This is a genomic window from Rouxiella sp. WC2420 (assembly GCF_041200025.1).
In the GTDB taxonomy this organism is placed as follows: domain Bacteria; phylum Pseudomonadota; class Gammaproteobacteria; order Enterobacterales; family Enterobacteriaceae; genus Rouxiella.
The window spans coordinates 12,747-35,294 of the sequence record NZ_CP165628.1 but is presented as its reverse complement, the minus strand read 5'-3'; the positions used below and the strand labels follow the sequence as shown (position 1 = coordinate 35,294).

The 22,548-nt window shown below is 49.7% G+C and carries 24 protein-coding genes; 23 read left to right on the top strand and 1 reads right to left on the bottom strand.

Annotated features, from left to right (window positions below; genetic code table 11):
• The first annotated feature begins 15 nt into the window (after window positions 1–15).
• The 23 genes from AB3G37_RS00165 (at window position 16) to AB3G37_RS00055 (ending at window position 22,112) form a co-directional block, all read left to right on the top strand.
• Window positions 16–1,113 (top strand): flagellar basal body P-ring protein FlgI, encoded by a 1,098-nt coding sequence (locus AB3G37_RS00165; RefSeq protein WP_369789328.1) that lies wholly within the window; start codon window positions 16–18, stop codon window positions 1,111–1,113.
• Entirely contained in the window at window positions 1,113–1,415 is a 303-nt protein-coding gene (locus tag AB3G37_RS00160) for a rod-binding protein (RefSeq protein WP_369789327.1), read from the top strand. Before AB3G37_RS00165 ends, AB3G37_RS00160 begins: the two co-directional genes overlap by 1 nt.
• 98 nt (window positions 1,416–1,513) lie before the next feature.
• Entirely contained in the window at window positions 1,514–2,884 is a 1,371-nt protein-coding gene (gene flgK, locus AB3G37_RS00155; protein WP_369789326.1) for a flagellar hook-associated protein FlgK, read from the top strand.
• Window positions 2,885–2,908: 24 nt separating this feature from the next.
• Window positions 2,909–3,829 carry a flagellar hook-associated protein 3 gene (locus tag AB3G37_RS00150; protein ID WP_369789325.1) on the top strand — a complete coding sequence of 307 codons (921 nt, stop codon included), beginning with the start codon at window positions 2,909–2,911 and terminating at the stop codon, window positions 3,827–3,829.
• Complete coding sequence (locus tag AB3G37_RS00145) at window positions 3,830–4,861, top strand: hypothetical protein (RefSeq protein ID WP_369789324.1); 1,032 nt, start codon at window positions 3,830–3,832, stop codon at window positions 4,859–4,861.
• Between the two features lie 139 nt (window positions 4,862–5,000).
• Window positions 5,001–6,050, top strand: coding sequence for a flagellin (locus AB3G37_RS00140; RefSeq protein WP_369789323.1), 1,050 nt, complete (start codon window positions 5,001–5,003; stop codon window positions 6,048–6,050).
• A 204-nt stretch (window positions 6,051–6,254) separates the two neighbouring features.
• Entirely contained in the window at window positions 6,255–7,547 is a 1,293-nt protein-coding gene (gene fliD / locus AB3G37_RS00135; protein ID WP_369789322.1) for a flagellar filament capping protein FliD, read from the top strand.
• Window positions 7,548–7,563: 16 nt separating this feature from the next.
• Window positions 7,564–7,959, top strand: a complete 396-nt coding sequence (fliS, locus tag AB3G37_RS00130) for a flagellar export chaperone FliS (RefSeq protein ID WP_369789321.1) — start codon at window positions 7,564–7,566, stop codon at window positions 7,957–7,959.
• Window positions 7,949–8,254 carry a hypothetical protein gene (locus AB3G37_RS00125; protein ID WP_369789320.1) on the top strand — a complete coding sequence of 102 codons (306 nt, stop codon included), beginning with the start codon at window positions 7,949–7,951 and terminating at the stop codon, window positions 8,252–8,254. Before fliS ends, AB3G37_RS00125 begins: the two co-directional genes overlap by 11 nt.
• Window position 8,255: 1 nt before the next feature.
• Window positions 8,256–9,323, top strand: a complete 1,068-nt coding sequence (locus AB3G37_RS00120) for a flagellar hook-length control protein FliK (RefSeq protein ID WP_369789319.1) — start codon at window positions 8,256–8,258, stop codon at window positions 9,321–9,323.
• 9 nt (window positions 9,324–9,332) lie between these two features.
• Window positions 9,333–9,791 (top strand): flagellar basal body-associated FliL family protein, encoded by a 459-nt coding sequence (locus AB3G37_RS00115; RefSeq protein ID WP_369789318.1) that lies wholly within the window; start codon window positions 9,333–9,335, stop codon window positions 9,789–9,791.
• Window positions 9,792–9,801: 10 nt separating this feature from the next.
• Window positions 9,802–10,500: a FliA/WhiG family RNA polymerase sigma factor gene (locus tag AB3G37_RS00110; RefSeq protein WP_369789317.1), complete on the top strand. Its 699-nt coding sequence runs from the start codon at window positions 9,802–9,804 to the stop codon at window positions 10,498–10,500.
• 2 nt (window positions 10,501–10,502) lie between these two features.
• Entirely contained in the window at window positions 10,503–11,369 is an 867-nt protein-coding gene (gene motA / locus AB3G37_RS00105; RefSeq protein ID WP_009637464.1) for a flagellar motor stator protein MotA, read from the top strand.
• Window positions 11,366–12,283: a flagellar motor protein MotB gene (locus AB3G37_RS00100; RefSeq protein ID WP_369789316.1), complete on the top strand. Its 918-nt coding sequence runs from the start codon at window positions 11,366–11,368 to the stop codon at window positions 12,281–12,283. Before motA ends, AB3G37_RS00100 begins: the two co-directional genes overlap by 4 nt.
• 199 nt (window positions 12,284–12,482) lie before the next feature.
• Complete coding sequence (locus AB3G37_RS00095) at window positions 12,483–13,820, top strand: MFS transporter (protein ID WP_369789315.1); 1,338 nt, start codon at window positions 12,483–12,485, stop codon at window positions 13,818–13,820.
• Between the two features lie 51 nt (window positions 13,821–13,871).
• Window positions 13,872–14,438 (top strand): DNA-3-methyladenine glycosylase I, encoded by a 567-nt coding sequence (locus tag AB3G37_RS00090; RefSeq protein ID WP_369789314.1) that lies wholly within the window; start codon window positions 13,872–13,874, stop codon window positions 14,436–14,438.
• A gap of 35 nt (window positions 14,439–14,473) precedes the next feature.
• Window positions 14,474–14,869: an N-acetyltransferase gene (locus AB3G37_RS00085; RefSeq protein ID WP_369791028.1), complete on the top strand. Its 396-nt coding sequence runs from the start codon at window positions 14,474–14,476 to the stop codon at window positions 14,867–14,869.
• A 423-nt stretch (window positions 14,870–15,292) separates the two neighbouring features.
• On the top strand, window positions 15,293–15,955 hold the full coding sequence (locus AB3G37_RS00080) for an OmpA family lipoprotein (protein WP_369789313.1): 663 nt from the start codon (window positions 15,293–15,295) through the stop codon (window positions 15,953–15,955).
• A 238-nt stretch (window positions 15,956–16,193) separates the two neighbouring features.
• Window positions 16,194–17,231 carry a LacI family DNA-binding transcriptional regulator gene (locus AB3G37_RS00075; protein ID WP_369789312.1) on the top strand — a complete coding sequence of 346 codons (1,038 nt, stop codon included), beginning with the start codon at window positions 16,194–16,196 and terminating at the stop codon, window positions 17,229–17,231.
• A 242-nt stretch (window positions 17,232–17,473) separates the two neighbouring features.
• Window positions 17,474–18,253, top strand: coding sequence for a sugar phosphate isomerase/epimerase family protein (locus tag AB3G37_RS00070; RefSeq protein WP_369789311.1), 780 nt, complete (start codon window positions 17,474–17,476; stop codon window positions 18,251–18,253).
• Window positions 18,254–18,344: 91 nt separating this feature from the next.
• Complete coding sequence (locus AB3G37_RS00065; protein WP_369789310.1) at window positions 18,345–19,613, top strand: MFS transporter; 1,269 nt, start codon at window positions 18,345–18,347, stop codon at window positions 19,611–19,613.
• A 77-nt stretch (window positions 19,614–19,690) separates the two neighbouring features.
• Window positions 19,691–20,671, top strand: coding sequence for a glyoxylate/hydroxypyruvate reductase GhrB (gene ghrB, locus AB3G37_RS00060; protein WP_009637473.1), 981 nt, complete (start codon window positions 19,691–19,693; stop codon window positions 20,669–20,671).
• 181 nt (window positions 20,672–20,852) lie between these two features.
• A complete protein-coding gene (locus AB3G37_RS00055; protein ID WP_009637474.1) occupies window positions 20,853–22,112 on the top strand; it encodes a valine--pyruvate transaminase in 1,260 nt (419 codons plus the stop codon).
• Here the strand turns inward: AB3G37_RS00055 and ibpB are convergent.
• Window positions 22,109–22,522: a small heat shock chaperone IbpB gene (gene ibpB / locus AB3G37_RS00050; RefSeq protein ID WP_369789309.1), complete on the bottom strand. Its 414-nt coding sequence runs from the start codon at window positions 22,520–22,522 to the stop codon at window positions 22,109–22,111. The two genes, AB3G37_RS00055 and ibpB, sit on opposite strands and share 4 nt — an antisense overlap.
• Window positions 22,523–22,548: the final 26 nt, after the last annotated feature.

Genomic DNA, 22,548 nt, shown 5'->3' with positions numbered 1-22,548 from the left:
CCCAGGAGTAGCATTATGAATCGGGCATTTATTGTCTTTATCGGGCTGTGGCTGGCCGTTCCAGCCTCGTTGGCACAATCGCTGGGTTCACTTGTGGACATTCAGGGAGTACGCGGCAATCAGCTCGTAGGCTATAGCCTGGTGGTCGGTCTGGCCGGAACCGGCGATAAAAATCAGGTTAAATTTACCAGCCAGTCGATGATGAACATGCTACGCCAGTTTGGCGTTCAGCTGCCGCCGAAGATGGACCCGAAGGTCAAAAACGTTGCATCCGTTGCCATAAGCGCCACCCTGCCGCCGATGTATGCGCGCGGGCAGACGATCGATATCACTGTCTCTTCGATTGGTGATGCAAAAAGCCTGCGCGGCGGTACATTGTTGCTGACTCAACTACGCGGCGCAGACGGCGAGGTTTACGCGCTGGCGCAGGGTAATGTCGTGGTCGGCGGCTTCAAGGCGCAGGGAGAAAGCGGCTCGAGCATTACTGTCAATACTCCGACTGTGGGACTGGTGCCGAATGGTGGATCAGTGGAGCGGGAAATTGCCAGCGATTTTCAAAGCAATAATACGGTGATCCTCAATCTGAAAAGCCCCAGTTTTAAAACTGCCAATAATGTCGCTATCGCTCTCAATCAGGCTTTTGGCGCACAGACTGCCACCGCACAAAGCGCCACTAATGTCATCGTCAATGCGCCAAATGACCCCGGCGCACGGGTCGCTTTTATGTCGATGCTGGAAGATCTGCCGGTAACTTCAGGAAAAGTACAGCCTCGCGTGGTGTTTAACGCACGCACCGGAACCGTGGTGATAGGTGAAGGCGTGGTCGTGCATGCAGCGGCGGTTTCTCATGGAAATCTAACGGTCAATATCAGCGAATCCCGCAATGTCAGCCAACCCAACGCGTTCGGCAAAGGCAAAACCGTGGTCACGCCGCAAAGCAATATTGCGGTCAATCAGGGTAAGGGACAAATGATCTCCGTTGCCGCGGGCACCAGCCTGCGAAGTATTGTTGATACGATTAACAGCCTTGGTGCATCTCCAGATGACATGATGGCCATTTTGCAAGCGCTGCATGAAGCCGGTGCTCTTGATGCTGAACTGGTGGTCATCTAATGGTTGCAGCTATCAGCACGTCACGCGCCTATATTCCAGGTGATTTCGGCGGCTCCGCCAAACCGCAAAATATTGCTCAGGCCTCAGAACAGTTCGAGGCGATGTTCCTACGTTCAATGACCCAGCAAATGCGCAAAGCGTCCGACGCTCTGGTGGGCGATGACGACCCTTTCAACAGCAAGCAGCAGCGGATGATGCGTGATTTCTATGACGATAAGCTGTCGCAAACCTTGGCAGCCCAGCATCGTAGCGGCATTGCCGACCTGCTTATCAAGCAGTTGGGTCAGCGAGAAAAGCCGTGATAATCGCCAACAATTTAAGTTTCAGGCGCAGCCGGTCGCTGAATGACAACAGGCAATATGCAGCCACTAACGCATTAAAACCGGATCAAGGGTAAACGATGAGCATGATGACAATCGCCTGCAGCGGTGCGCAGGCGGCCAAAATAAGAATGAACACCACGGCAATGAATCTCGCCAACCTCAAGACGGCCGGTTACAGCCGTCAACATGCCGACCAGAGTGCTGTAGGTCCTGTGGACAGCGCTCATCTCAGTCCCGGAGGAGGTGTTCAAGTAGAGCGAATTCGCCGGATATCCAGCCAGTATTTAACCGGCCAAGTGCGCAGCAGCATCAGTAAAAGCGAATATTACAAAAGCGGGCAAACCTTTTTGACGCCGATGGAATCGCTGTTGGGCAACTCAAATTCCGGTTTGGCCGAGGGGATCGACAAATTCTTTGCCACGCTGCATGGAGCCACTACTCAGCCAGACAACAACGCCGTGCGCCAGGCGGTGATCAACGAAGCGCAGGCAATGGCGACTCGGTTTAATAGCGTGAACGATTTTATTAAAAATCAGCATGTTGCCATACGCAGCCAGCGTGAAAACACGGTATTGACCGTCAATGCTTTAAGCAAGGATATTGCCAGCTATAACAGCAAGATAGCAGATTTGGAGGCCACCGGATCCAACTCGAATACGATGCGCGACCAGCGCGACGAACTGGTGAAAAAACTCAGCGGCTACATGGACGTCAAGGTGCTGGAAGACAGTCGCGGCAACTATAAGGTCTCGTTGAGCAATGGAGAGACGCTGGTCAGCGGCAGCAGCACCGGTAGGCTTTCTGTCAGCACTCTGCCCAACGGATCGCAGGAAATAAGTCTCGCTTTTGCACAGTCAAAAAACAGTATCGGCCTCTCCTGCGGTGGAAAACTGGGCGCGATAAATGATTACGAAAATACCACATTGAAAACCATGCAGAGCGCCGTCAGTGATATGGCCGAGAATATGGCCAGGGAGATGAATCAGCAGCTAGCAAAAGGGTTTGATTTACAAGGTCATGCCGGTAAGCCACTGTTTGTATTCAATGCTAAAGGTTCTGACGATTTGCTGCAAATAACTCAGATCAAAACCTCTGAGCTCGCGTTATCCGATAAAAAGGGCGCAACGGGCAATGACGGCAACCTGTTAGCTCTCATCGCACTGAAAAACAAAAAGTATTCGTTGAGTGGCGCAACCCCTGCCAGCTTGGGGGAAAACTGCGCGTCAATGGTCAGCGCGATTGGTATCACCAGTCGTCAGAACCAAAGCGAATCAACAGCGGCGGATGATATTTTGCAGCAGGCCGAAAGTCAGCGTGATGGTCTGAGCGGGGTCAACATGGATGAGGAAGCAATCAATCTTCAAGACTGTCAGCAAGAATATCAGGCCAACATGAAGGTAATTGCCACCGGCAATCGTATTTTCAGCGATCTTCTGGCGCTGTTCTAAGCCCATGCATAACAAGGAATTTCTATGAGAGTCAGTAGCACGTATCTGACAGCGATCATGACCCGCTCCTTTGAACGTAACAGCGGAAAAATCAGCAAAATCATCGAACAGCAGTCAACGGGCAAACGGGTTAATTTGCCGTCGGATGACCCGATTGCCAGTTCGCAGCTGGTAAATTTACAGCGTGAAAACAGCGTGTTAAAACAGTTTCAAAGCAATATTAGCCGCTTACAGACCAGCCTGTCACAGCAAGAAACGGTGGTTACTGCAATTAATCAGCAGACAGATGCGATTATTGACGACTTGCTGTCAGCGGCCAATGCCAGCCATTCGCGGGCCGATATGGGCAGTTTTGCCCACAGTATCGATGGCAAGATTGAGTCTGTGATAGCCGCGCTTAACCAGAAAAATGAGGATAACCACGCGCTATTTGGCGGTACGTTAAGCGATATACAGCCGATCGTTTTCGACGCTAAAACTCAACAGTATCGCTATCAGGGCAACGACCAGACTCGTGAAACCACAGTAGCCAATGGGATTAACATTAAAGAAAATACTCTGATGAGCGGCGTATTTTCCAAGGCGGGGAGTGATTTGGAAGTCCTTAATCAGCTGACCGCGTTAAGCAGTAAAATGAAAAATTCTAAAATTGTGCCTTCCAGCTACCTGGCCGAGCTACAGAGCGCCCATGAGATGATGCTGCAGGCGTCGAAAAAACTGGGGGCAACTTTCACCGATTTAGGCGGCAGGCAGAATCGGCTGAGCATGCTCGCCGAGGCGCATACCGATATCGCGACCTCCAATTCTCAGGCCATGGACGAGCTGGCCAACAGCAATCCGGCACAGGCCAGCACTGACCTTAATCTTTACAAAATGTCCATTCAGGCCAGCGGCATGACCTATATGAAGATAAGCCAGCTTTCCCTCTTTAATTATATGAGCTAAATGATGCAGGTTGGAATTACGTCTACCAAGTCTTCCGGGCTGGCGGCTCCGCTGGCTCAGGCGCGAGCTACCACGCCGTCGCGCGCAGTGGGTAAATTATTGGCTGAGAGTGCGGCACAGCTGGGTGATTTTCCTGACCCACCACTGATCTCCAGCCGCCCGGTTCGTTACAATATTGAATTAAATCATCAGATCACCGCCGTCCAGCAGGCGGATGATTTTCTCGCGCGCGCGGAGAATCAGATTGTTGAACTACGCCACGCGATAAAAAGCGGGCCGCACGCGGCAATCAAAAAGCAGGCCGGAGAATTATCGACCCTGCTGGATGCCAGGCTGGTGCTCTCGGGCCATCGGGTTGACAGGCAACTCAATGTCACTCTGGTTGGCCAGCCGCAGACTGATTTTACCCTACCCGCGGCAGATACCCTGCTATCTTCCCAACAACCCGAAACGCTTGTGTTCGCTATCGCGGATGCCAGGCATCAGTTGGCGGCAGTGCGGCTCCCGCAAGATGCTGGTCCGCATCAGTCTTTACGCCTGTTAGGGCAATGCCTCGGAAGGTTGGGGGTCCGCGTCAGTCAGTCCGCCGAGCAGCCGCTGAATTTTTCCGCCGATGAGCAATTCGCGGCGCGCATCTGTCAGCATTTAACAGTGCGTGGTGAAGGTGGGCGTTTTCCGGGGGAGCAGTTTACACCCGTCATGCTAGTGGCCGGGCATCAGCTGCTGGACAGTGTGAATAACATCATCAGTAAGCCTGTCAAAGCTGCCGCTATGATGGATGAGCTTCATCGCACGCTGCAACATATCAGCGAGCAGCGCCAGCAGCTTTCGCAAAACAGGGAGCAAATCCGCGCCCAGTTCCAGTCGATGGCCACCTTTAAACAGGCGGGTTCGGCGCAAAAGGCGGCGGCACAGATAGGCAATAAGCTCGCGAATGCAGCAAACAATTTTGCCACGCTATCTCAGGCATTAAGCGGGCAGGCCAACGCCCGCAGCGCTATGGTTAAAAATGTTTTGCGCGTAACCAACTAATTTATAAAAGCTTTAGTCATATTAAATACGTTTTTTTAAATTCTATCCCTCACGCACTTAATATTTCCCCGCCAATGGTCGTTTTATCCTGATACCGAAACAAGAGGGCTAACCTAGCCCTCATCAGGAGATTATCCTCATGGCTTTATCAATTTTCACGAACGCTTCTTCAATGTCTGCCAACAACGCGTTGAACAAGGCTAACAGCCTGCTGACCACTTCAATGCAGCGTCTGGGCACGGGCAAACGCATCAATACTTCAGCCGATGACGCAGCAGGCCTGCAGATTGCCAGCCGCCTGCAAAGCCAGGTTAGCGGCATGTCAGTGGCCAAACGTAATATCAGCGACGCGACTGCGATGCTGCAAACCGCAGAAGGCGGTTTTGGTGAGTTGAACAACATCATGGACCGCATGAAAGACCTGGCAACCCAGTCTGCCAACGCCACTAACACCCAGCAGGATCATGATGCGATGCAATCCGAATTCAAAGAATTGAACGGCGAGCTGAACAATATTATGAGCAATACCAGCTTCGGCGGCGAAAAGCTGATGTCTGCTGCGGCTTCGGGTTCTGCTGAAGTAAAAGCGGTAGCAGCGGTTCCTGCTAAATTAGATGCAAGTGGTAATATAGTAACGCCAGCCAAACCTGCGGTATTAGGCGTTGCAGCAAAAGATGCCACTGCCGGCGGCAAACTGGTTGATGCTAACGGTATGAACTTCCAGATTGGCGACAGCACCGGCGAAACGCTGAATGTGAATATTTCCGATTCTTTGGCGGGTCCCGATGGTTTGCAGGGCATGATTACAGCGTTGGCCAAGCTCGACCTGTCCGTAGCCAAGGGCGGAACTCCAGCATCAGGCACCGGTGCAAGTTCTGTAGCGGCCGTGAAAGGTGATTTCGCAGCAACCGCTCAAGACGCGATGACTAAACTCAGCGCGGCGATGGAAAAAGTTACCACTATTCGTTCAAAACTTGGCGCTAACATCAACCGCCTGGGTCATACCGCAGCGAACCTCAGCACCATGCAAGACAACACCAATCAGGCGCTCGGTAACATTCGTGACGTTGATTACTCCACTGAAGCTTCCAATATGTCTCGCCAGCAGATGCTGTCACAGACCAGCATGGCGATGCTGAAACAGTCTAACAATATGTCGCAGATGGTCATGGGCCTGATGCAGCAATAATCTTTGACTGAGCTGATAAACACCGCCTGCGGGCGGTGTTTTTATTAATGACATCAGCTTCCGCCGCGCTTGAAAACGCGGAAACCCACCTTCCTCTCCAATCCATAAGCCATTAAAAATAAACAATTAAATAACTGGCATGCCCCTTGCAAAAGACCCTCGCAGATAATACCGCAGGCAGCGCCAATAACCGGGAGATTGACTATGTTCGATACAGGCAGTATTGACCCGCAGGGCCAGGTGACAAAGTTGGCCGGCCTGGATGTAAAAAGGCTCGACGATCAGCTGGCCAGAGAAAAACGCTCACAGGACGCGCAGCAAAAAGCACTGACCGCGATTTCAGGTGAAATGGGCCATTTCCGCTCTTCGCTCAAATCTCTAAACCGTGATGAAAACGGTGTTCTACAAAATTCCGTTACAACTAGCGAAGAGCATATCGCCACCGTGACCGCCAACTCTACGGCCGCGAAGGGCAACTATGACATCACGGTAAAACAGCTTGCCACTGCACAGCAAATCGAACTCTCCGGGCTGGATGATGCCGCAGTCAAAGCGGCCAAAGGTACCTTGAGTTTAACCGTCGACGGTAAAACGCTGAAAATCGATTTGTCTAAACAGAACAGCCTGGCTGAACTGCAAAAAACCATTAATGCCGGTGGCAAAGACGCTCCCGCAATCACTGCCTCATTGATCAGGGCCAATGGCAAAGTGTCGTTAATGCTTAGCAGCGATAATAGCGGCAAGAAAAATGCGCTTTCACTCAGCGGATTACCGTCGGGTGTAAAACAAACGACGGTTTCCAACGCGCAAAACGCCGTGATTCGTTTCAACGGGCGCGATGTCGAGAGCGACAACAACAAAATTGAGAATCTGGTCGATGGCGTCACTGTTGAATTAAACAAGGCGCAGGTCTCGGGTGCCAAGCCCTTGCATATTCAGGTCGCGACCAGCAATAAAGACACCACCGCGCAGCTACAAAAATTAGTCGATGCCTACAACAAAATGCTGGATTCAATGGGCGCGAGCACGGCGATTGGCTCAAAAACCACACAACGTGGCGTTTTCGCCGGCGATGCGTCGATTGCCTCGCTGGATAGAAATCTAAAAAGCCTACTGCGCACTACGATCGGCGGCAAAAATATTTCGCAATTTGGTCTCAGCGCGGACAAAACCGGTCATCTCACTCTCGACAGCAGCAAGCTGGACAGCGCGCTGAAGCTGGACCCAAAAGCTCTGACCACTTTGTTTAACGGCAAGGACGGCTTAGTTAAAAAACTCGATCAGTCGCTGGATGCCTATCTGAACAAAAACACTGGGATGTTCAAACAGCGTCAGGACACTCTCGACCATCAGGGAAGAGCCAGCGTGAAGCAAAAAGAGGCGATAGATAACCGCTATCAGGCCTCATACGACCGCTATCTCGCCCAGTTTACTCAGCTGCAAACAGTGATGGGCAAGATGAACGACACGCTCGGCATGTTGGGTCTTATCCAGTAACGATGACGAGGTAGCAATGTACGGTAATTCAGAACAAGGCGTGGCGCTGTATCAAGAATCCGTGCTGGCGATGCAGGTGGCATCGGCAACGCCGCATCAGCTGGTATTGATGTTGTTCAGTGGCCTGATGGACGAACTGATGCGCGCCCGTAGCCATATTCTGGCAAAACGCTTTGAGCGCAAGGCACAAAGCATCAACAAATGCATTGATATTCTCAATGGATTGACCAGCGCGCTGGACTATGAAAAAGGCGGTGAACTGGCGCTTAATCTGGCCGGACTCTACGACTATTCGGTCTATCGACTTTATGACGCCAGCCACAACCTTGATGTCGAGCAATTGGACGAGGTTATCGCCATTTTAGACAACATCAAGCTCGGATGGGAGCAGATGGGCAGCCATGAAGAATGACATTACCTTAATCCGGCAACGCATCGAACAGTTGCAACGGCGGCCAGCTATCGAGCGGCTGGAAGATATTGAGCAGATCAATATCGCCATCATGCAGTTATTGCCGAGCCTGGGCCAACGTGTGCTAACCCATGAAAGCAAGCTGGCGCTGGGTAAGCTGTATGCGGCGTTTGAAAGCCTGCTGCAAGATTTTAAAAAACTCAGCCAACGGCTTGATGCCACGATGAAAATGCACTGCTGTATTGATGAAGGCCTCAACGCCTACTCCTTGGTTTCAGCCGATGAGGATGCTTGAAATGCCCCTTTCCACGACGATTCCTGCTGCCGTGACCGCTTCGCCTGTATCGCAAACACAGCCAGCACCGCCGATTGCGGCTGCTTTGGCTTTCACCGCCGAAGCTAAAGGGGCGGTAATACCCTTTGTTGTGCAGTTTATTACCGCTAACGTTACCTCCGAGCAGGAAGAAGTGTTTCCACACACCTCATCGCCGCAGGAAAAATCGCAAAAAACGGTTTCCGAAGATGACCTTAATCAGCAGTGGATGGACTCCTTACTCCAGCTGACAAATCTGCCGCTGCCACTAGCACCACCACAGGGGACAGCGCCAGTGGTTCCGGCATCACCACCGTCAGAGGAAAAGTCCGTACCGCCAGGCCCTCCACCAACAGCGGTATCTCAGTCAATTTCGGCGAATGAGGTGACAACAGGCTTTCCCAAAGTCCCGTCACTTGCTCAGCAGGCGCTGATCTTACCTGATGCTAAAACAACAGGTGTAAACGCCGATACGAGCGCGATATTTCCTCTGCTGATTAAAAGTGAACGTGTTGAACGGCCGCCTTCACCCGCGACTCCAGCGCCGTTAATAGGTCTGAATCCGATCGCTGGAACCGGCCCGAGCTTGGTGCCGTCGCCAACTACCACGACAGAATCGACGTTAAAGTTGCAAGGTAATAACGACCGATGGGCGCAGCAGTTGAGCAGCGCTTTGGGAGAAAAACTGCAAATGCAGCTTGAGGGCAAAGTTCAACACGCCATGATTCGGCTCGATCCGGCCGAGATGGGAAAAATCGATATTTCCCTGCATCTTGAGGCGGGAAAATTGACTGTACAAATCAATGCCGGCCAGCCAGACGTGTATCGCGCCTTGCAGTCAGTGAGCAATGAATTACGGCAAAATCTGCTGCAACCCAATGTTCAGGTCAACGTGCAAGTTTCATCTCACAGCCCGCAACAGCAGCAAATGCAGCAGCAGTCCCGGCAGCAGCAACCTCATTTACCAACCGACGATATTTTCGTTGCCCGACGAATCAAAGGCGATGAACACGTCAGTGATACGGATGGCAGCATTCTCATGACTATCTAAGAGTATTTAATGAATATTAAAAAGATTTTAATAATTTTATTTTCTGCCCTATTGGCAGCAATTGTGGCTGATATTTTAATTACCTATGTAAATCCATTAATCTTACAAAACGACCAAGCAAACTTAACAAAAGTAAATCATAAAGGACAAAAAGATATTCATTTTGTCGAAGTTAAGAACATTATTATTACTCTTCAGAGCAGCGAAGGGCGCGAAATATATTTATTGCTTGAATTGGCTTTATCGACTGATTCTGAAGCAAACATGAATCGCACCATTGCTTTATTACCGGCTGTGCGAAGTTCGACGGTAGATTTATTGTCTAATCTAGATTTTAAAACAATTCATGATTTATCTATTCCGGAACTACGGAAAAAAATGATGGCGGCCTATGAACGAGACTTTACTACTCTCGATATTACTATGCCTTTTGACAACGTCATTATCAGCAAAATAGTTTACCAATAAAGTTAATATTATGGATCTGGCTCGACACAGTGACCTTACAGAAAAGGAAGAGAGCCAGATACTGCTGGCTTATGTGCCATTGGTTAAACGCATCGTAAAACAGTTGGCCTTTCAGGCGAGCACGATACTGGATATCCATGACATCGAGCAAATAGCCCTGATCGGTTTGCTTGAGGCGATAAGGCGTTACGGGAAACCAGATGAACGCTTTGGCGGCTATGCAAAACTGCGAATTCGCGGCGCCATTCTGGATGAGCTTCGTAATAAAGATTGGCGGCCTCGAGGGTTGCGACAAAAAACGCACAGGATTAACGATGCAGTGCGCGCTTTGAGCCGCAAGCTTGGCCGAGAGCCTTTTGCAGAGGAAATTACCCAGTCACTGGGCCTTGGTATGGAGGAATATCAACAATACTTGCTGTTGGAAAGTGCTAAAAATATGCAAAGCCTGGATGAGTTGCTGACTCTAGGTACAGAAGCGGACGCGTTAATCAGTCAGGGACCGGAAGATCAGTTAATTAATACTGACAGTATGAAACATGCTCTCGCCACGCTAGAAAAACGTGAGCAAATAATCTTGGCCCTGTATTACCAACATGATCTGAGCCTGAAAGAGATTGCACTGACACTCGATCTGACAGAAGCCCGCATCTGCCAGATTAATAAAATTATCACTGAGAAAATAAAGTTTTTTTATAGGAACGAACACTAATCATGCAAAAAATATTCGGAATTTTTACTATCATGCTGTGTGTGATGGGCGGATTCATCATGTCTGGCGGTCATCTTATTTCGTTCTGGCAGCCCGGTGAAATCCTCATTATCTTGGGTTCGGGAGTAGGTGCAATGATCCTGGCCAACTCACGCTATGTATTAAGAGAAATATTAAGACAAATTATCGGCGTAATCAGCAAAAATGAATATACGGTAGATTTTCAAAAACAATTGCTGATGCTGCTTTATGAATTGCTGGAACTGGTACAAATTGGCGGCCTTAAAATGCTCGATGAGCATATTGAGATCCCCAACGACAGCACACTTTTCCAGAAGTATCCGTTAATTCTGAAACAAGAATCGCTGGTCACCTTTATTTCAGATAATTTTCGCTTAATGGCAATGGGGAAAATTAATCAACACGAGCTTGAAGGCATTCTGGAGCAGGAGCTGATGGCAGTCGAGGATGAACTGCTTACCCCTTCTCGATCATTACAGCGTACTGGCGAAGCAATGCCGGGATTTGGTATTTGCGCCGCCGTATTGGGCATCATTATTACTATGCAGTCCATTGACGGCTCAATAATTTTGGTTGGGATCAAAGTCGCGGCTGCACTGGTCGGCACCTTTCTTGGCGTTTTCATCTGCTATTGCTTTATGGACCCGATGGCCAACGCCATGGAACAACGAACCAAGAAAACGATCGCTTTTTTTGAGTGCGTGCGCATGGTGTTGGTAAATCATTTAGCCGGCAAGCCTAATCTGCTGGCTGTTGATGCCGGCCGCAAGATGCTGCCACTGGACTGTAAGCCAACTTTTGCCAAGCTCGATAGCTGGGTTTCTGAAATGTCGGACCCATTAAAATGAATGACAAAAGTAAGCAAATTCACACCACAATTATCAGGCGCCAAGCAGCTCGTCACCATTCCAGACCGCACAGTGGGGCGTGGAAAGTCGCCTTTGCAGACTTCACTTTAGCCATGATGGCACTATTTATGGTGCTGTGGATTGTCGCGTCGGTATCTGAAAAAGATCGCCATGAGATTATTTCAAACCTCAGTAATCCGCAACTGCTTGATGGTCGCGGGTTTACGGTAATCGATTGGGTAACCCATGCTCAACCAGCAAAATATAAAACTCCCGGCACGCCCGAAGAAGAAAAAAAATCGCTGATTTTAGACAGTAACATGCATAACTCTCTGATCGACTTGGGTTTCCCTAAAACCCGCCTGACCGATAGTGTGCTGGAGCGTTCTGCTGAAGAAATGGAGCAACTATCGCAGGCAATCATTAAAATAACCGCTGAACACCATGCACAGGCTAATCTGCAAATCGAAATTGTTCCTCAGGGATTGCGAATTAATATTCAGGACGACCAACACCGTGAAATGTTCTCCCGAAGTAGCGCCCTGCTTGGCCCATTTTTTAAAAGCCTTTTAAAAGAAATGGCACCTACGCTAAATCATCTGGACAACAAAATCGTGATCACCGGGCATACCGACAGTACAAAATTTCAGAATCAGGATTTATATAATAACTGGAAGTTATCCAGTGACCGAGCCGTCACTGCCGAGCAAACTTTGATCAATAACGGACTTAGCGAGAGCAAAATTTTGCAGGTCAGCGCCATGGCCGACAATATGCTGCTGAAACCGCAGGATCCGACGGCAGCTGAAAATCGACGTATTGAAATCCTGGTATTGACCAAAACCGCTTCAGAAAGTCTCTATCAGTTTTATGGCAAGCCCGCAATTAATCTCTCAACCCTGCAAAAAAAGTAGCATTCAGGCCAACAGCGAGGAATTAATGAGTTTGGGGGAAATTAAATGCCACATTTCAGCGCATGTCAGCAGCGCGATTGCCTGTAGATGGCGCATTAGGTCGGCTAATCAATCTCTTTGACCCCTTTTCATTGCTTACTGCTCGATTGGCATCAACCTTGCAGCTTTCTAAGGACTTGCATGCTTAGGAGGCTCATTTATGCCTATCGAACAATCTCAAAGTACTTATCGTTATCGCATTTTTGCGATGGTTTTCTTTATCGCGCTAATTAACTATATCGATCGCGGCGCGCTCTCCTTTGCGGCCAATGATATCTCGACAGAATTTCATCTGACAAAAATGCAGCTTGGCGCTGTGCTCGGCTATTTCGGCTACGGCTATCTTTTCGGATCGCTGTGTGGCGGATTTTTGGCTGACAGAATCGGAACCAAAAAAGTCTGGTTAATCGCTGGCGTGCTGTGGTCACTGCTGGAAATCGCGACTGCCTGGGCGGGAGAGCTAGGCATAGCCATGTTCAGCGGCTCGGCGATTATGGGTTTCGCCGTGTTGCGCATTATGTTCGGCTTCTCGGAAGGCCCGGCTTATGCCCTGATGAATAAAACCATCGCCCACTGGGCACCGCGAAAAGAAAGGGGATTTTCTCTCAGCATTGGGCTGTTAAGTACTCAGGTGGGTGCGCTGCTGACCGCACCTCTGGCAGTTGGCCTGCTGCTGTTGACCCATGACTGGCGCACCATGTTTATCGTGCTTGGCATCTTCTCGCTGTTAGCTATTACTATTTTCGCCCGTTCGTTTACCAACACTCCACAACAGCATCCCAAAGTCAGTGCCGCAGAGCTGGAAAAAATTACCGGAGAAGTGCAAGTTCAGGACAATGAGCCGGCTCGCCCGTGGTGGGCATTTTTCGCTAACCGCACGCTCGTGTTGAACGCGCTGGGGTATTTTTCTTTCCTGTACGTGACTTTTGTTTTGGTGACCTGGAGCCCGAAATATCTGCAAGATACCTTCCATTATGATCTGCATTCTCTGTGGTATGTCGCGATGATCCCATGGAGCGGTGCCTGTATTACCGTACTGCTCGGTGGAAAAATTGCCGATAACCTGCTGCGCAAAACGGGCAATCTCAGGCTGGCACGCAATGTATTTGCGGCGGTAACGCTGCTGCTGACGGCGACCTGCTTTGTGCTCATCCCTTACGCACATTCGCCGTTTGAAATCATTTTGCTGATGACCTTGGGTAACGCTCTGAATGCGCTGGTTAATAACGTTTATTGGTCCGTGGTGATTGACGTATCTCCGAAGGCATCGGTCGGCACCTACAGTGGAATGACGCTGGCGATTGCTAACGTGGCGTCAATATTAGCACCTACGCTGAGTGGCTATCTGGCGCAGTATCACGGCTACGGCGCGATGTTTACCGCCACGGCGGCAGTTTCGTTTTGCAGCATGCTGTGCATGACGCTTTTGCAGCCTGAAAAACGCATGAAACTGGAAACTATGCCGCAGGCTAAACAGGTTGTGCTTGCGCAGAAATAAAGGAGAGACCAAGATTGCGGAGACAGTTTTCCGCAATCTTGGAGCTTTAAAATGACACGCTGCAGCTGGGTATCGGACGATCCGCTATACATTGAATATCACGATAAAGAATGGGGCGTGCCGGTCAAAGACGGACGTGAACTGTTTGAAATGCTGTGCCTTGAAGGCCAGCAGGCTGGTCTCTCGTGGATTACCGTATTACGAAAACGCGAAAATTATCGCCGCTGCTTTCATCAGTTCGACCCTGAACGCATCGCGAAAATGACCGAGCAAGACGTCGATAATCTGGTGCTGGATAGCAGCATAATCCGCCATCGCGGCAAGATACAGGCGATCATTACCAACGCCAAGGTTTGGCTGGCAATGCAGGCCAACGGTGAAGATTTTTCTTCTTTTATCTGGCAATTTGTCAGCCACCAGCCCATCGTCAATAATCCACAAGGACCGGGCGAAGTTGTGGCTAAAAATGACGTTTCTGATGCTATGTCTAAAGCGCTGAAAAAACGCGGCTTCAAGTTTATCGGATCAACTATTTGCTATGCGTTTATGCAGGCCAGCGGCCTGGTGAACGATCATCAGGCCAATTGCCAATGCCATCCTCAATATCAAGCTGCATAATTCGCGAATCTGACAATAATGACCTCGATGAGCTGATGCTTCTTTGGTTACGCAGCACGATAGCCGCGCACCCTTTTATCACTCAAAGTTATTGGTTTGAGAGTGCTGCGATGGTCAGAGATACCTTTTTGCCGCAGGCGATGACTTGGGTCGCCTGCAATCCGGAAAACGGCGAAATCAGCGGTTTTATTAGCGTCATCAGCGAACAGTTTATTGGCGCTCTGTTCGTCAGAGACACCTTTCACGGCTGTGGCGTCGCTCAACAATTAATGGCCACTGCCAAAGCCGTCCATGACAAACTGCTGCTTGAGGTTTATCAGCAAAATCATCGCGCTGTCGCCTTCTATCAAAAGGAAGGTTTTACCATCACCGCCGATACCTGTCATCCTGGCACCGGCCTACAAACCTGGATAATGGGCTGGAAAATTTAATCTTTCAGTAAAGGTATTCAGAAAACCTCAGCATCACTGTTTATCCAAATTATATTCCTCGACTTTGATTTCGACGCAGGCATTGGTACTTTGCAAACTCTCGGATTTATTGGCGATGACCCGTGTGGAATAGCTTAATAAAAATAATTTCACATAATGTGAGATAAGTTACATCCAATTAATTATCTATATTTTCAATGCACTATTTTCACCTCTCATTTCCCTAAGATAATATATAACTCTTGAAATTCTATATTTAAAATTAATTAAACAATCAGAAGATTTTTAAATAGCTTTAATACTACAGCGCAGATGCAGATTTATCTGAGTGATTAACTCTGCGTTTTCTCGCATAAAGAGCGCAAGCAGTTGGAATAGCCAAACCGCTAGACAGCAAATATTAATTCTTCAAAGGAAGAAAAAATGAATAAACGTATTTGGATTATTGCCGGTTCACTGTGCGTCACGCTCGGGTTATCGGCCTGTACCACCAATCCTTACACTGGAGAGTCTGAAGCGGGCAAATCAGGCATTGGAGCTGGCGTTGGCGCTGCATTGGGTGCCGGTGTCGGGATGCTTTCATCCTCTAAACACGATCGCGGCAAGGGTGCTTTGATTGGCGCTGCAGCCGGTGCCGCACTGGGTGGCGGCGCGGGTTATTATATGGATGTTCAGGAAGCCAAACTACGCGACAAAATGAAAGGCACAGGTGTCAGTGTGACGCGTCAGGGCCAAAACATTGTGCTTAACATGCCAAACAACGTCACCTTCGACAGCAGCAGCAGCACGCTAAAACCAGCGGGTGCGAATACGCTGACTGGCGTTGCCATGGTGCTGAAAGAGTATCCTAAGACTGCCGTTAATATCGTGGGCTATACCGACAGCACTGGCGGTCAGGCGCTGAACATGAAACTGTCCCAACAACGTGCCGACGGCGTAGGCAGTGCACTGATAACCCAAGGTGTCGCAGGTAATCGCGTACATACTTCAGGAGCTGGCCCTGCCAACCCGATCGCCTCGAACAGCACTGAAGATGGCAAGGCACAGAACCGCCGCGTAGAAATCACCCTTAGCCCGCTGCAATAAAAACTGACTGATCCAAGCCCCCGAAGTGGAGGCAAAGTGGCAAAAGAGTGACCCCCTGAAGCTTGGGTAGCTGAGTGAATGGGGGTCACCCGCCGCCAACGCAGCTGTCGCTTTCGGAACGAAGGGTAAGTTTCATTCCTTGCTACTGCGCTCTGTGCTAGTCTCCTTTATCAACAGAAATAACCTTTTTCTCTATCATCGCAACAGGTTATCTGGCGACTATTTCAGGAGATTTAACGTGAGCAGGGCTAAGACAGCGCAGACATCGACTCCCCGTGCAACTATCAGGGACGTGGCCAGTGCCGCTAAAACCGGAAAGACCAGCGTTTCGCGTTATCTTAACGGCGAACAGCATCTGCTTTCCGATACCTTGAAAGAGCGCATCGAACGGGCAATTGCCCTGCTGGACTACCAACCAAGCCAGATGGCTCGTAGCCTGAAAAGCGGTGAAACTCGCCTGATCGGCTTAATCATTGCCGATATCACCAATCCGTATTCGGTTGAAGTCATGCGTGGCGTTGAAGCCGCCTGTCGCCAACAGGGGCTGACTCTGCTGGTGTGTAACACCAACAATGAGTTCAATCAGGAAAAGCACTACCTGAGCCTGCTGAGCAGCTATCGCGTTGACGGCATCGTAGTTAACGCGGTCGGGATGCGTGAAGAAGCAATTTCTTCGTTGCAACAGTCGCAACTACCGATGGTGTTGATTGACCGTAAAATCGCTAATTTTTCCTGTGATGTCATTGGCTTGAATAATGCTGAAGCCACCACTGAAGTGACTCGGCATTTACTGAACCAGGGCTTTGAAGCCATTCAGTTTCTCAGTGAACCGGTCACCATTAATACTCGCCTCGAGCGTCTACATACTTTCCTGAAACAGATGCAAAAAGAGCCGCAAAAATTTGCCGAGCAAGGCGAAGTATTGCTGGATGACAGTGAAAGCCTGGAAAAATTGTTGCTGGATTTTGCAGCCCGCTATCCTGATAAACGCCGCGCCGTCATCTCGGTAAATGGCTCGTTAACGCTGGTTATTGCACGCGCAATGCGCAGAGTTGGCATGGTCTGGGGCAAGGATATCGGCCTGCTCGGTTTTGATGACCTTGAATGGGCAGAGCTTGCCGGTGTCGGTATCACTACCTTGAAGCAACCCACGTACGATATGGGCTACGCGGCTCTGGGTCAGTTGGTCAAACGCATTCAAGGCAGCGATGAGCCTGTGCAGGAACATGCATTCTCAGGCGAATTAATTGTTCGCGGCTCAACCCAACTCGTTTAATAAATCCCTGAAAGCGATCCGTTGAAATCGTGACATTGATCTCGTTATTGACCCACGAGATCGTGTTTTCCTGTAACTGAACTTTTACTTGGTACCGGTTCCAGTTAACGTAATGTTAACAGAAACTACGCCTGAGGCTAAAATTAGCCTACCTTTAACTATCAGGTTTACCGAGTTATTTAGTTTCTCAAACAGCGAAAACACCTTGCTTAAAAAAACAACGGCGCATAAGGAAAATTGGCATGAGCAAACCAGAGAATGTGGCAGACATCGTGATAGTGACCGCAGCCTACGGCTATCAAGCGGTTAAAGATTTAGGCGGGCAGGAAGCATTACTCAAGCCGATTGCAGAATCAGGCGCCGATGGCGTTGAAATCCGCCGCGAATTGCTGGTCGAGGGAGAAATAGACCACCTCAAGGCGTTAGGTGAAAAAATTCGTCAGCACGGGCTTTATACTTTTTATTCGGTTCCAGAATCGCTCTTTTTATCTGACAGCAGCATAAACCCTTCCCTGGCAAAATTTTTGGCCGAAGCTGATAACCTTGATGCCCGCAAACTGAAAATTGCACTCGGTGCTTTTGCCCCCGGCGTTGATCTTACAGAATTGAAAGTTCTGCTGAATGAACATGCGGTTGAACTGGTCGTTGAGAACGATCAAACCCCTGACGGCGGTATTCTGCACCCTATGAACGCATTCTTCTTTGCCGCTGAAGCCCTACATCTTCCGGTTGCGATGACCTTTGATATGGCGAACTGGCAGTGGGTCGGCCAGGACGCGCTTGAAGCCGCGAATACCTTAAGCCAGCATGTCAGCTATGTGCACGTAAAAGCAGCTCAACAACGTAATGGGAAGTTACATGCCGTCGCACTCGATGACAGCGACGGAAGCTGGAAACCGCTTTTGGCAAAATTGCCCCGCACTGCGCCGCGCGGCATCGAGTTTCCTTTAGAGGGCGAAGATCTTACTGCAGTAACTCGTTATTACGTTGAATTACTACGCAAGGAAGCAGCGGAAGCTTAGCAATTATCGGGTGGCAAGATGAGCAAATGTTCAAGTAAATGCAGCCAAAATACGCGCAGTCAGGGCGTGAATAATAACAAGGAGCATAAAAATGAGTGAGGTCAAATTAGCCGCCAAACGTTGGTGGTTTATTATGCCGATCATTTTTATTTCCTATAGTTTGGCATACGTCGACCGTTCCAATTTCAGCTTTGCCTCCGCCGCTGGCATCAACGATGACCTTGGCATTACTAAGGGTATGTCTTCCCTATTGGGTGCCCTGTTCTTTCTAGGATACTTTTTCTTTCAGATACCTGGGACGATTTATGCCGAAAGACGCAGCGTCAAGAAGCTGGTGTTCTGGTGTCTGGTGCTGTGGGGCGCTTTTGCTTCACTAACCGGCATGGTTAACAGCATCCCGCTATTGGCGGTTATCCGCTTTATGCTGGGTATTGTAGAGGCGGCGGTGATGCCCGCCCTTCTGGTTTATATCAGTAACTGGTTCACCAAATCGGAACGCTCACGCGCTAATACTTTTCTGATATTGGGAAACCCGGTCACTGTGCTGTGGATGTCCGTGCTTTCCGGCTATTTGATCCATGCGTTTGGCTGGCGGGAAATGTTTATCTTTGAGGGCATCCCGGCGGTGATTTGGGCTGTTTTCTGGTGGTTTTTGGTAAAAGACAAGCCTGAAGAAGTAAGCTGGCTAAGCGAGGATGAGAAAAAGGCTTTGGCCACCACGCTAGCCAAAGAGCAGGAAAATATCAAAGCGGTCGCCAACTACGGGCAAGCATTTCGTTCCCGTAATGTGATTCTGCTGTGTATCCAATATTTCACCTGGAGTATTGGCGTGTACGGTTTTGTATTGTGGTTACCTTCAATCCTGCGAGCAGGAAAAAGCATGGGCATGGTCGAGGCCGGTTGGTTGTCTTCCGCGCCCTATCTGGCCGCCACGATCGCGATGATTGTTGCCTCATGGGCCTCAGACAAGATGCAGAATCGTAAGCTGTTTATCTGGCCTTTGCTGCTGATTAGTGCCATTGCTTTCTTCTGTTCATGGGCTATCGGGCAGCACAGTTTCTGGATTTCATACAGTCTGCTGGTGATTGCAGGTGCCGCGATGTATGCCCCTTACGGGCCATTTTTCGCGATTATTCCCGAAATGTTGCCGAAAAATGTCGCCGGTGGCGCAATGGCATTAATCAATAGCCTTGGGGCTTTAGGTTCGTTTTTTGGTTCCTGGTTTGTGGGCTATTTGAACGGCAGTACCGGGGGTCCGGCGGCCTCTTTTATCTTTATGGCCGCGTCGTTACTGATATCAGTGCTCCTTACGCTGATGGTCAAACCGGAAAAAACTGCGGAACCGCTTGAGGCTCACTAAAATAGTCTCTATTTTAATCAATGATTTGTCTTACTAAATAAACAGTCTACCTAATCGTTAGCTTGATGGAGTAAGTAATGAAGCCGTCTATCGTTCTCTACAAAAAAATCGCAGACGATCTGCATAAGCGCCTTGAAGAACATTTCTCAGTGGTAAAAGTTGATGGGATTAATGATCAAAACCGCACTCAGGTTTTCGACGCTCTGAAAGAGGCTGAAGGGCTGATCGGTTCCGGCGGGCCTATCAATAAAGAGCTGATCGCACAGGCTCCTCGCCTGCGTGGCGTGTCTACCGCTTCGGCAGGTTTTGACAGCTTTGACGTGGCCGAGCTTTCAAGCCGTGGCATACCACTGTTTAATGCCCCAGCTGCGCTGACTGACACCGTGGCTGATCTGGTGTTCTCTCTGGTACTTTCCACCGCGCGTCGCGTAGTTGAATTATCCAACCGCACCAAGGCCGGTGAATGGGACGGTAACGCCCCTGTAGACTGGTTTGGGATTGACGTACACCACAAAACTCTGGGTATTGTCGGCATGGGTCGCATCGGCCTGGCCGTTGCCCAGCGCGCGAATCTCGGTTTCGATATGCCGATCCTGTACAACGCACGCAGCCAGCATAAAGAAGCTGAAGAGCGTTTTGGCGCGCGTAAGTGTGACCTCGATACCCTGCTGGAAGAGTCAGATTTTGTGGTGGTGATTCTGCCGCTAAGCGATCAGACTTTCCATATCATTGGTAAGGATCAGTTTGCCAAAATGAAATCTACCGGCATCTTGATCAGCGCGGGACGTGGTCCGGTAATCGACGAACAGGCGCTAATCGAAGCATTGAAGGACGGCACTATCTACGCCGCTGGCCTCGACGTTTACGAAAAAGAGCCAATGGCCAAAGATTCTGGCCTGTTGAAGTTGGAAAACGTCGTGACATTACCGCACATCGGTTCTGCAACGGCACAAACTCGTTACGATATGGATGCACTGGCGGTCGAGAACCTGATTGCAGCACTGTCAGGCGAAACTAACGAGTTCTGCGTTAACCAAAAAGATCTGAAGAAATCCTGATTTTTTTGTGATTTTATTCTGAGCTTGCGAAGCGGTGTCTAGTCCAGGCACCGCTTCGCGCCTTTAGTCTGCCATTCCTGCCCGCTCTGTGAATATCGTGCCGAATGACTTCCTCTGATTGCACTGCTACGGCGCAGGCGTTAAGGTGGGCGTCACATTCTGATAACACTCAAAGTAAGCTATGACGTTTTCTGTTTTCGGCGAAAAATTTACCCGTTTTTCTGGCATTACCCGCCTGATGGGCGACATGAACGACGGTTTGCGTACCCCTGGCGCAGTGATGCTTGGCGGTGGAAATCCGGCTCAAATTCCTGAGATGCAAGAGTATTTCCAGGAACTGCTCGGCGATATGCTGGCGGAAGGTAAACTCACCGAAGCCTTGTGCAACTATGACGGCCCGCAGGGTAAAGACGTTTTGCGTCACGCGTTGGCAAAAATGCTTAGCGAGGAGCAAGGCTGGGAACTAAGCGCAGAGAATATCGCACTGACCAACGGCAGTCAGAGTGCTTTCTTCTATCTGTTCAACCTGTTTGCCGGACGTCGCAGCGACGGTTCGTTGAGCAAAGTACTGTTTCCTTTGGCTCCCGAATATCTGGGCTACGCGGATGCAGGCGTTGATGAAGATCTGTTCGTCTCGGCCAAACCGAATATCGAGCTGTTACCAGAAGGCCAGTTTAAATATCACGTTGATTTTGATCATCTGCATATCGGCAAAGATATTGGCCTGATTTGCGTATCGCGACCAACCAATCCTACCGGTAACGTGCTGACCGACGAAGAGCTTATCCGCCTTGATGCATTGGCGCAGCAGCATGATATTCCCCTGCTGATCGATAACGCTTACGGCGTACCATTCCCGGGCATTGTGTTTACTGATGCAACGCCGTTATGGAATCCCAATATTATCCTGTGTATGAGCCTGTCCAAACTCGGCTTGCCGGGTTCTCGTTGCGGCATCGTGGTTGCCGATGAGAAGATCATCAAGGCTATCAGTAACATGAATGGCATTATCAGCCTGTCTCCGGGCAGTGTTGGTCCGGCGATGGCTTGCGAAATGATTGCACGTGGGGATTTGCTGCGACTGTCAGAAGAAGTGATCAAGCCATTTTATTACCAGCGCGTGCAGGAAACTATCGCTACGCTGCGTCGTTATCTGCCTGAAGAGCGCTGCCTGATCCACAAACCTGAGGGTGCTATCTTCCTGTGGTTGTGGTTCAAGGATTTGCCGATTACCACCGAGGTGCTTTACCAGCGTCTCAAGCAGCGCGGTGTATTGATGGTCCCGGGCGACTACTTCTTCCCGGGCTTAGAGCATCCATGGGCGCATACACAGCAGTGTATGCGCATGAACTACGTGCCTGAAGCCAGCCAGATCGAGCGCGGTGTTTCAATTCTTGCCGAAGAGATTGAGCGTGCGCATCAGGAACATCGCGCGGCTTAATCGATATGAGTCCCTATTGCGATGCGCTGCGGTTGAAGAGCCGCCGGCACGTCGCGAACCAGACTGATATGCAGCAGGCCATTCACAAACTCGGCGGCGTCAACCTGCATGTGTGACGCCAGGGTAAAGCTCAGGCTAAAGGATTTGCAGACCAGACCCTGATGCAAATACTCGACTTTGTTTTCTGACAGCGTTGGGGTGCCGCTAACGGTTAATCGTGGCCCCTCAGCCTCAATATTCAGCTCGCTTTGCTTAAATCCGGCTAACGCGAGCGAGATGCGATAATGATTATCGTCTGATTTCTCGATATTGTAGGGAGGATAACTCGGATCGCTGCCCTCTAATGAACTGGCAAGTTTATCAAATCCAATCCATTGGCGAAGCAGTGGAGACAAATCGTGATTTCGCATATTAACTCCTTCTGTGAAGCGAGATG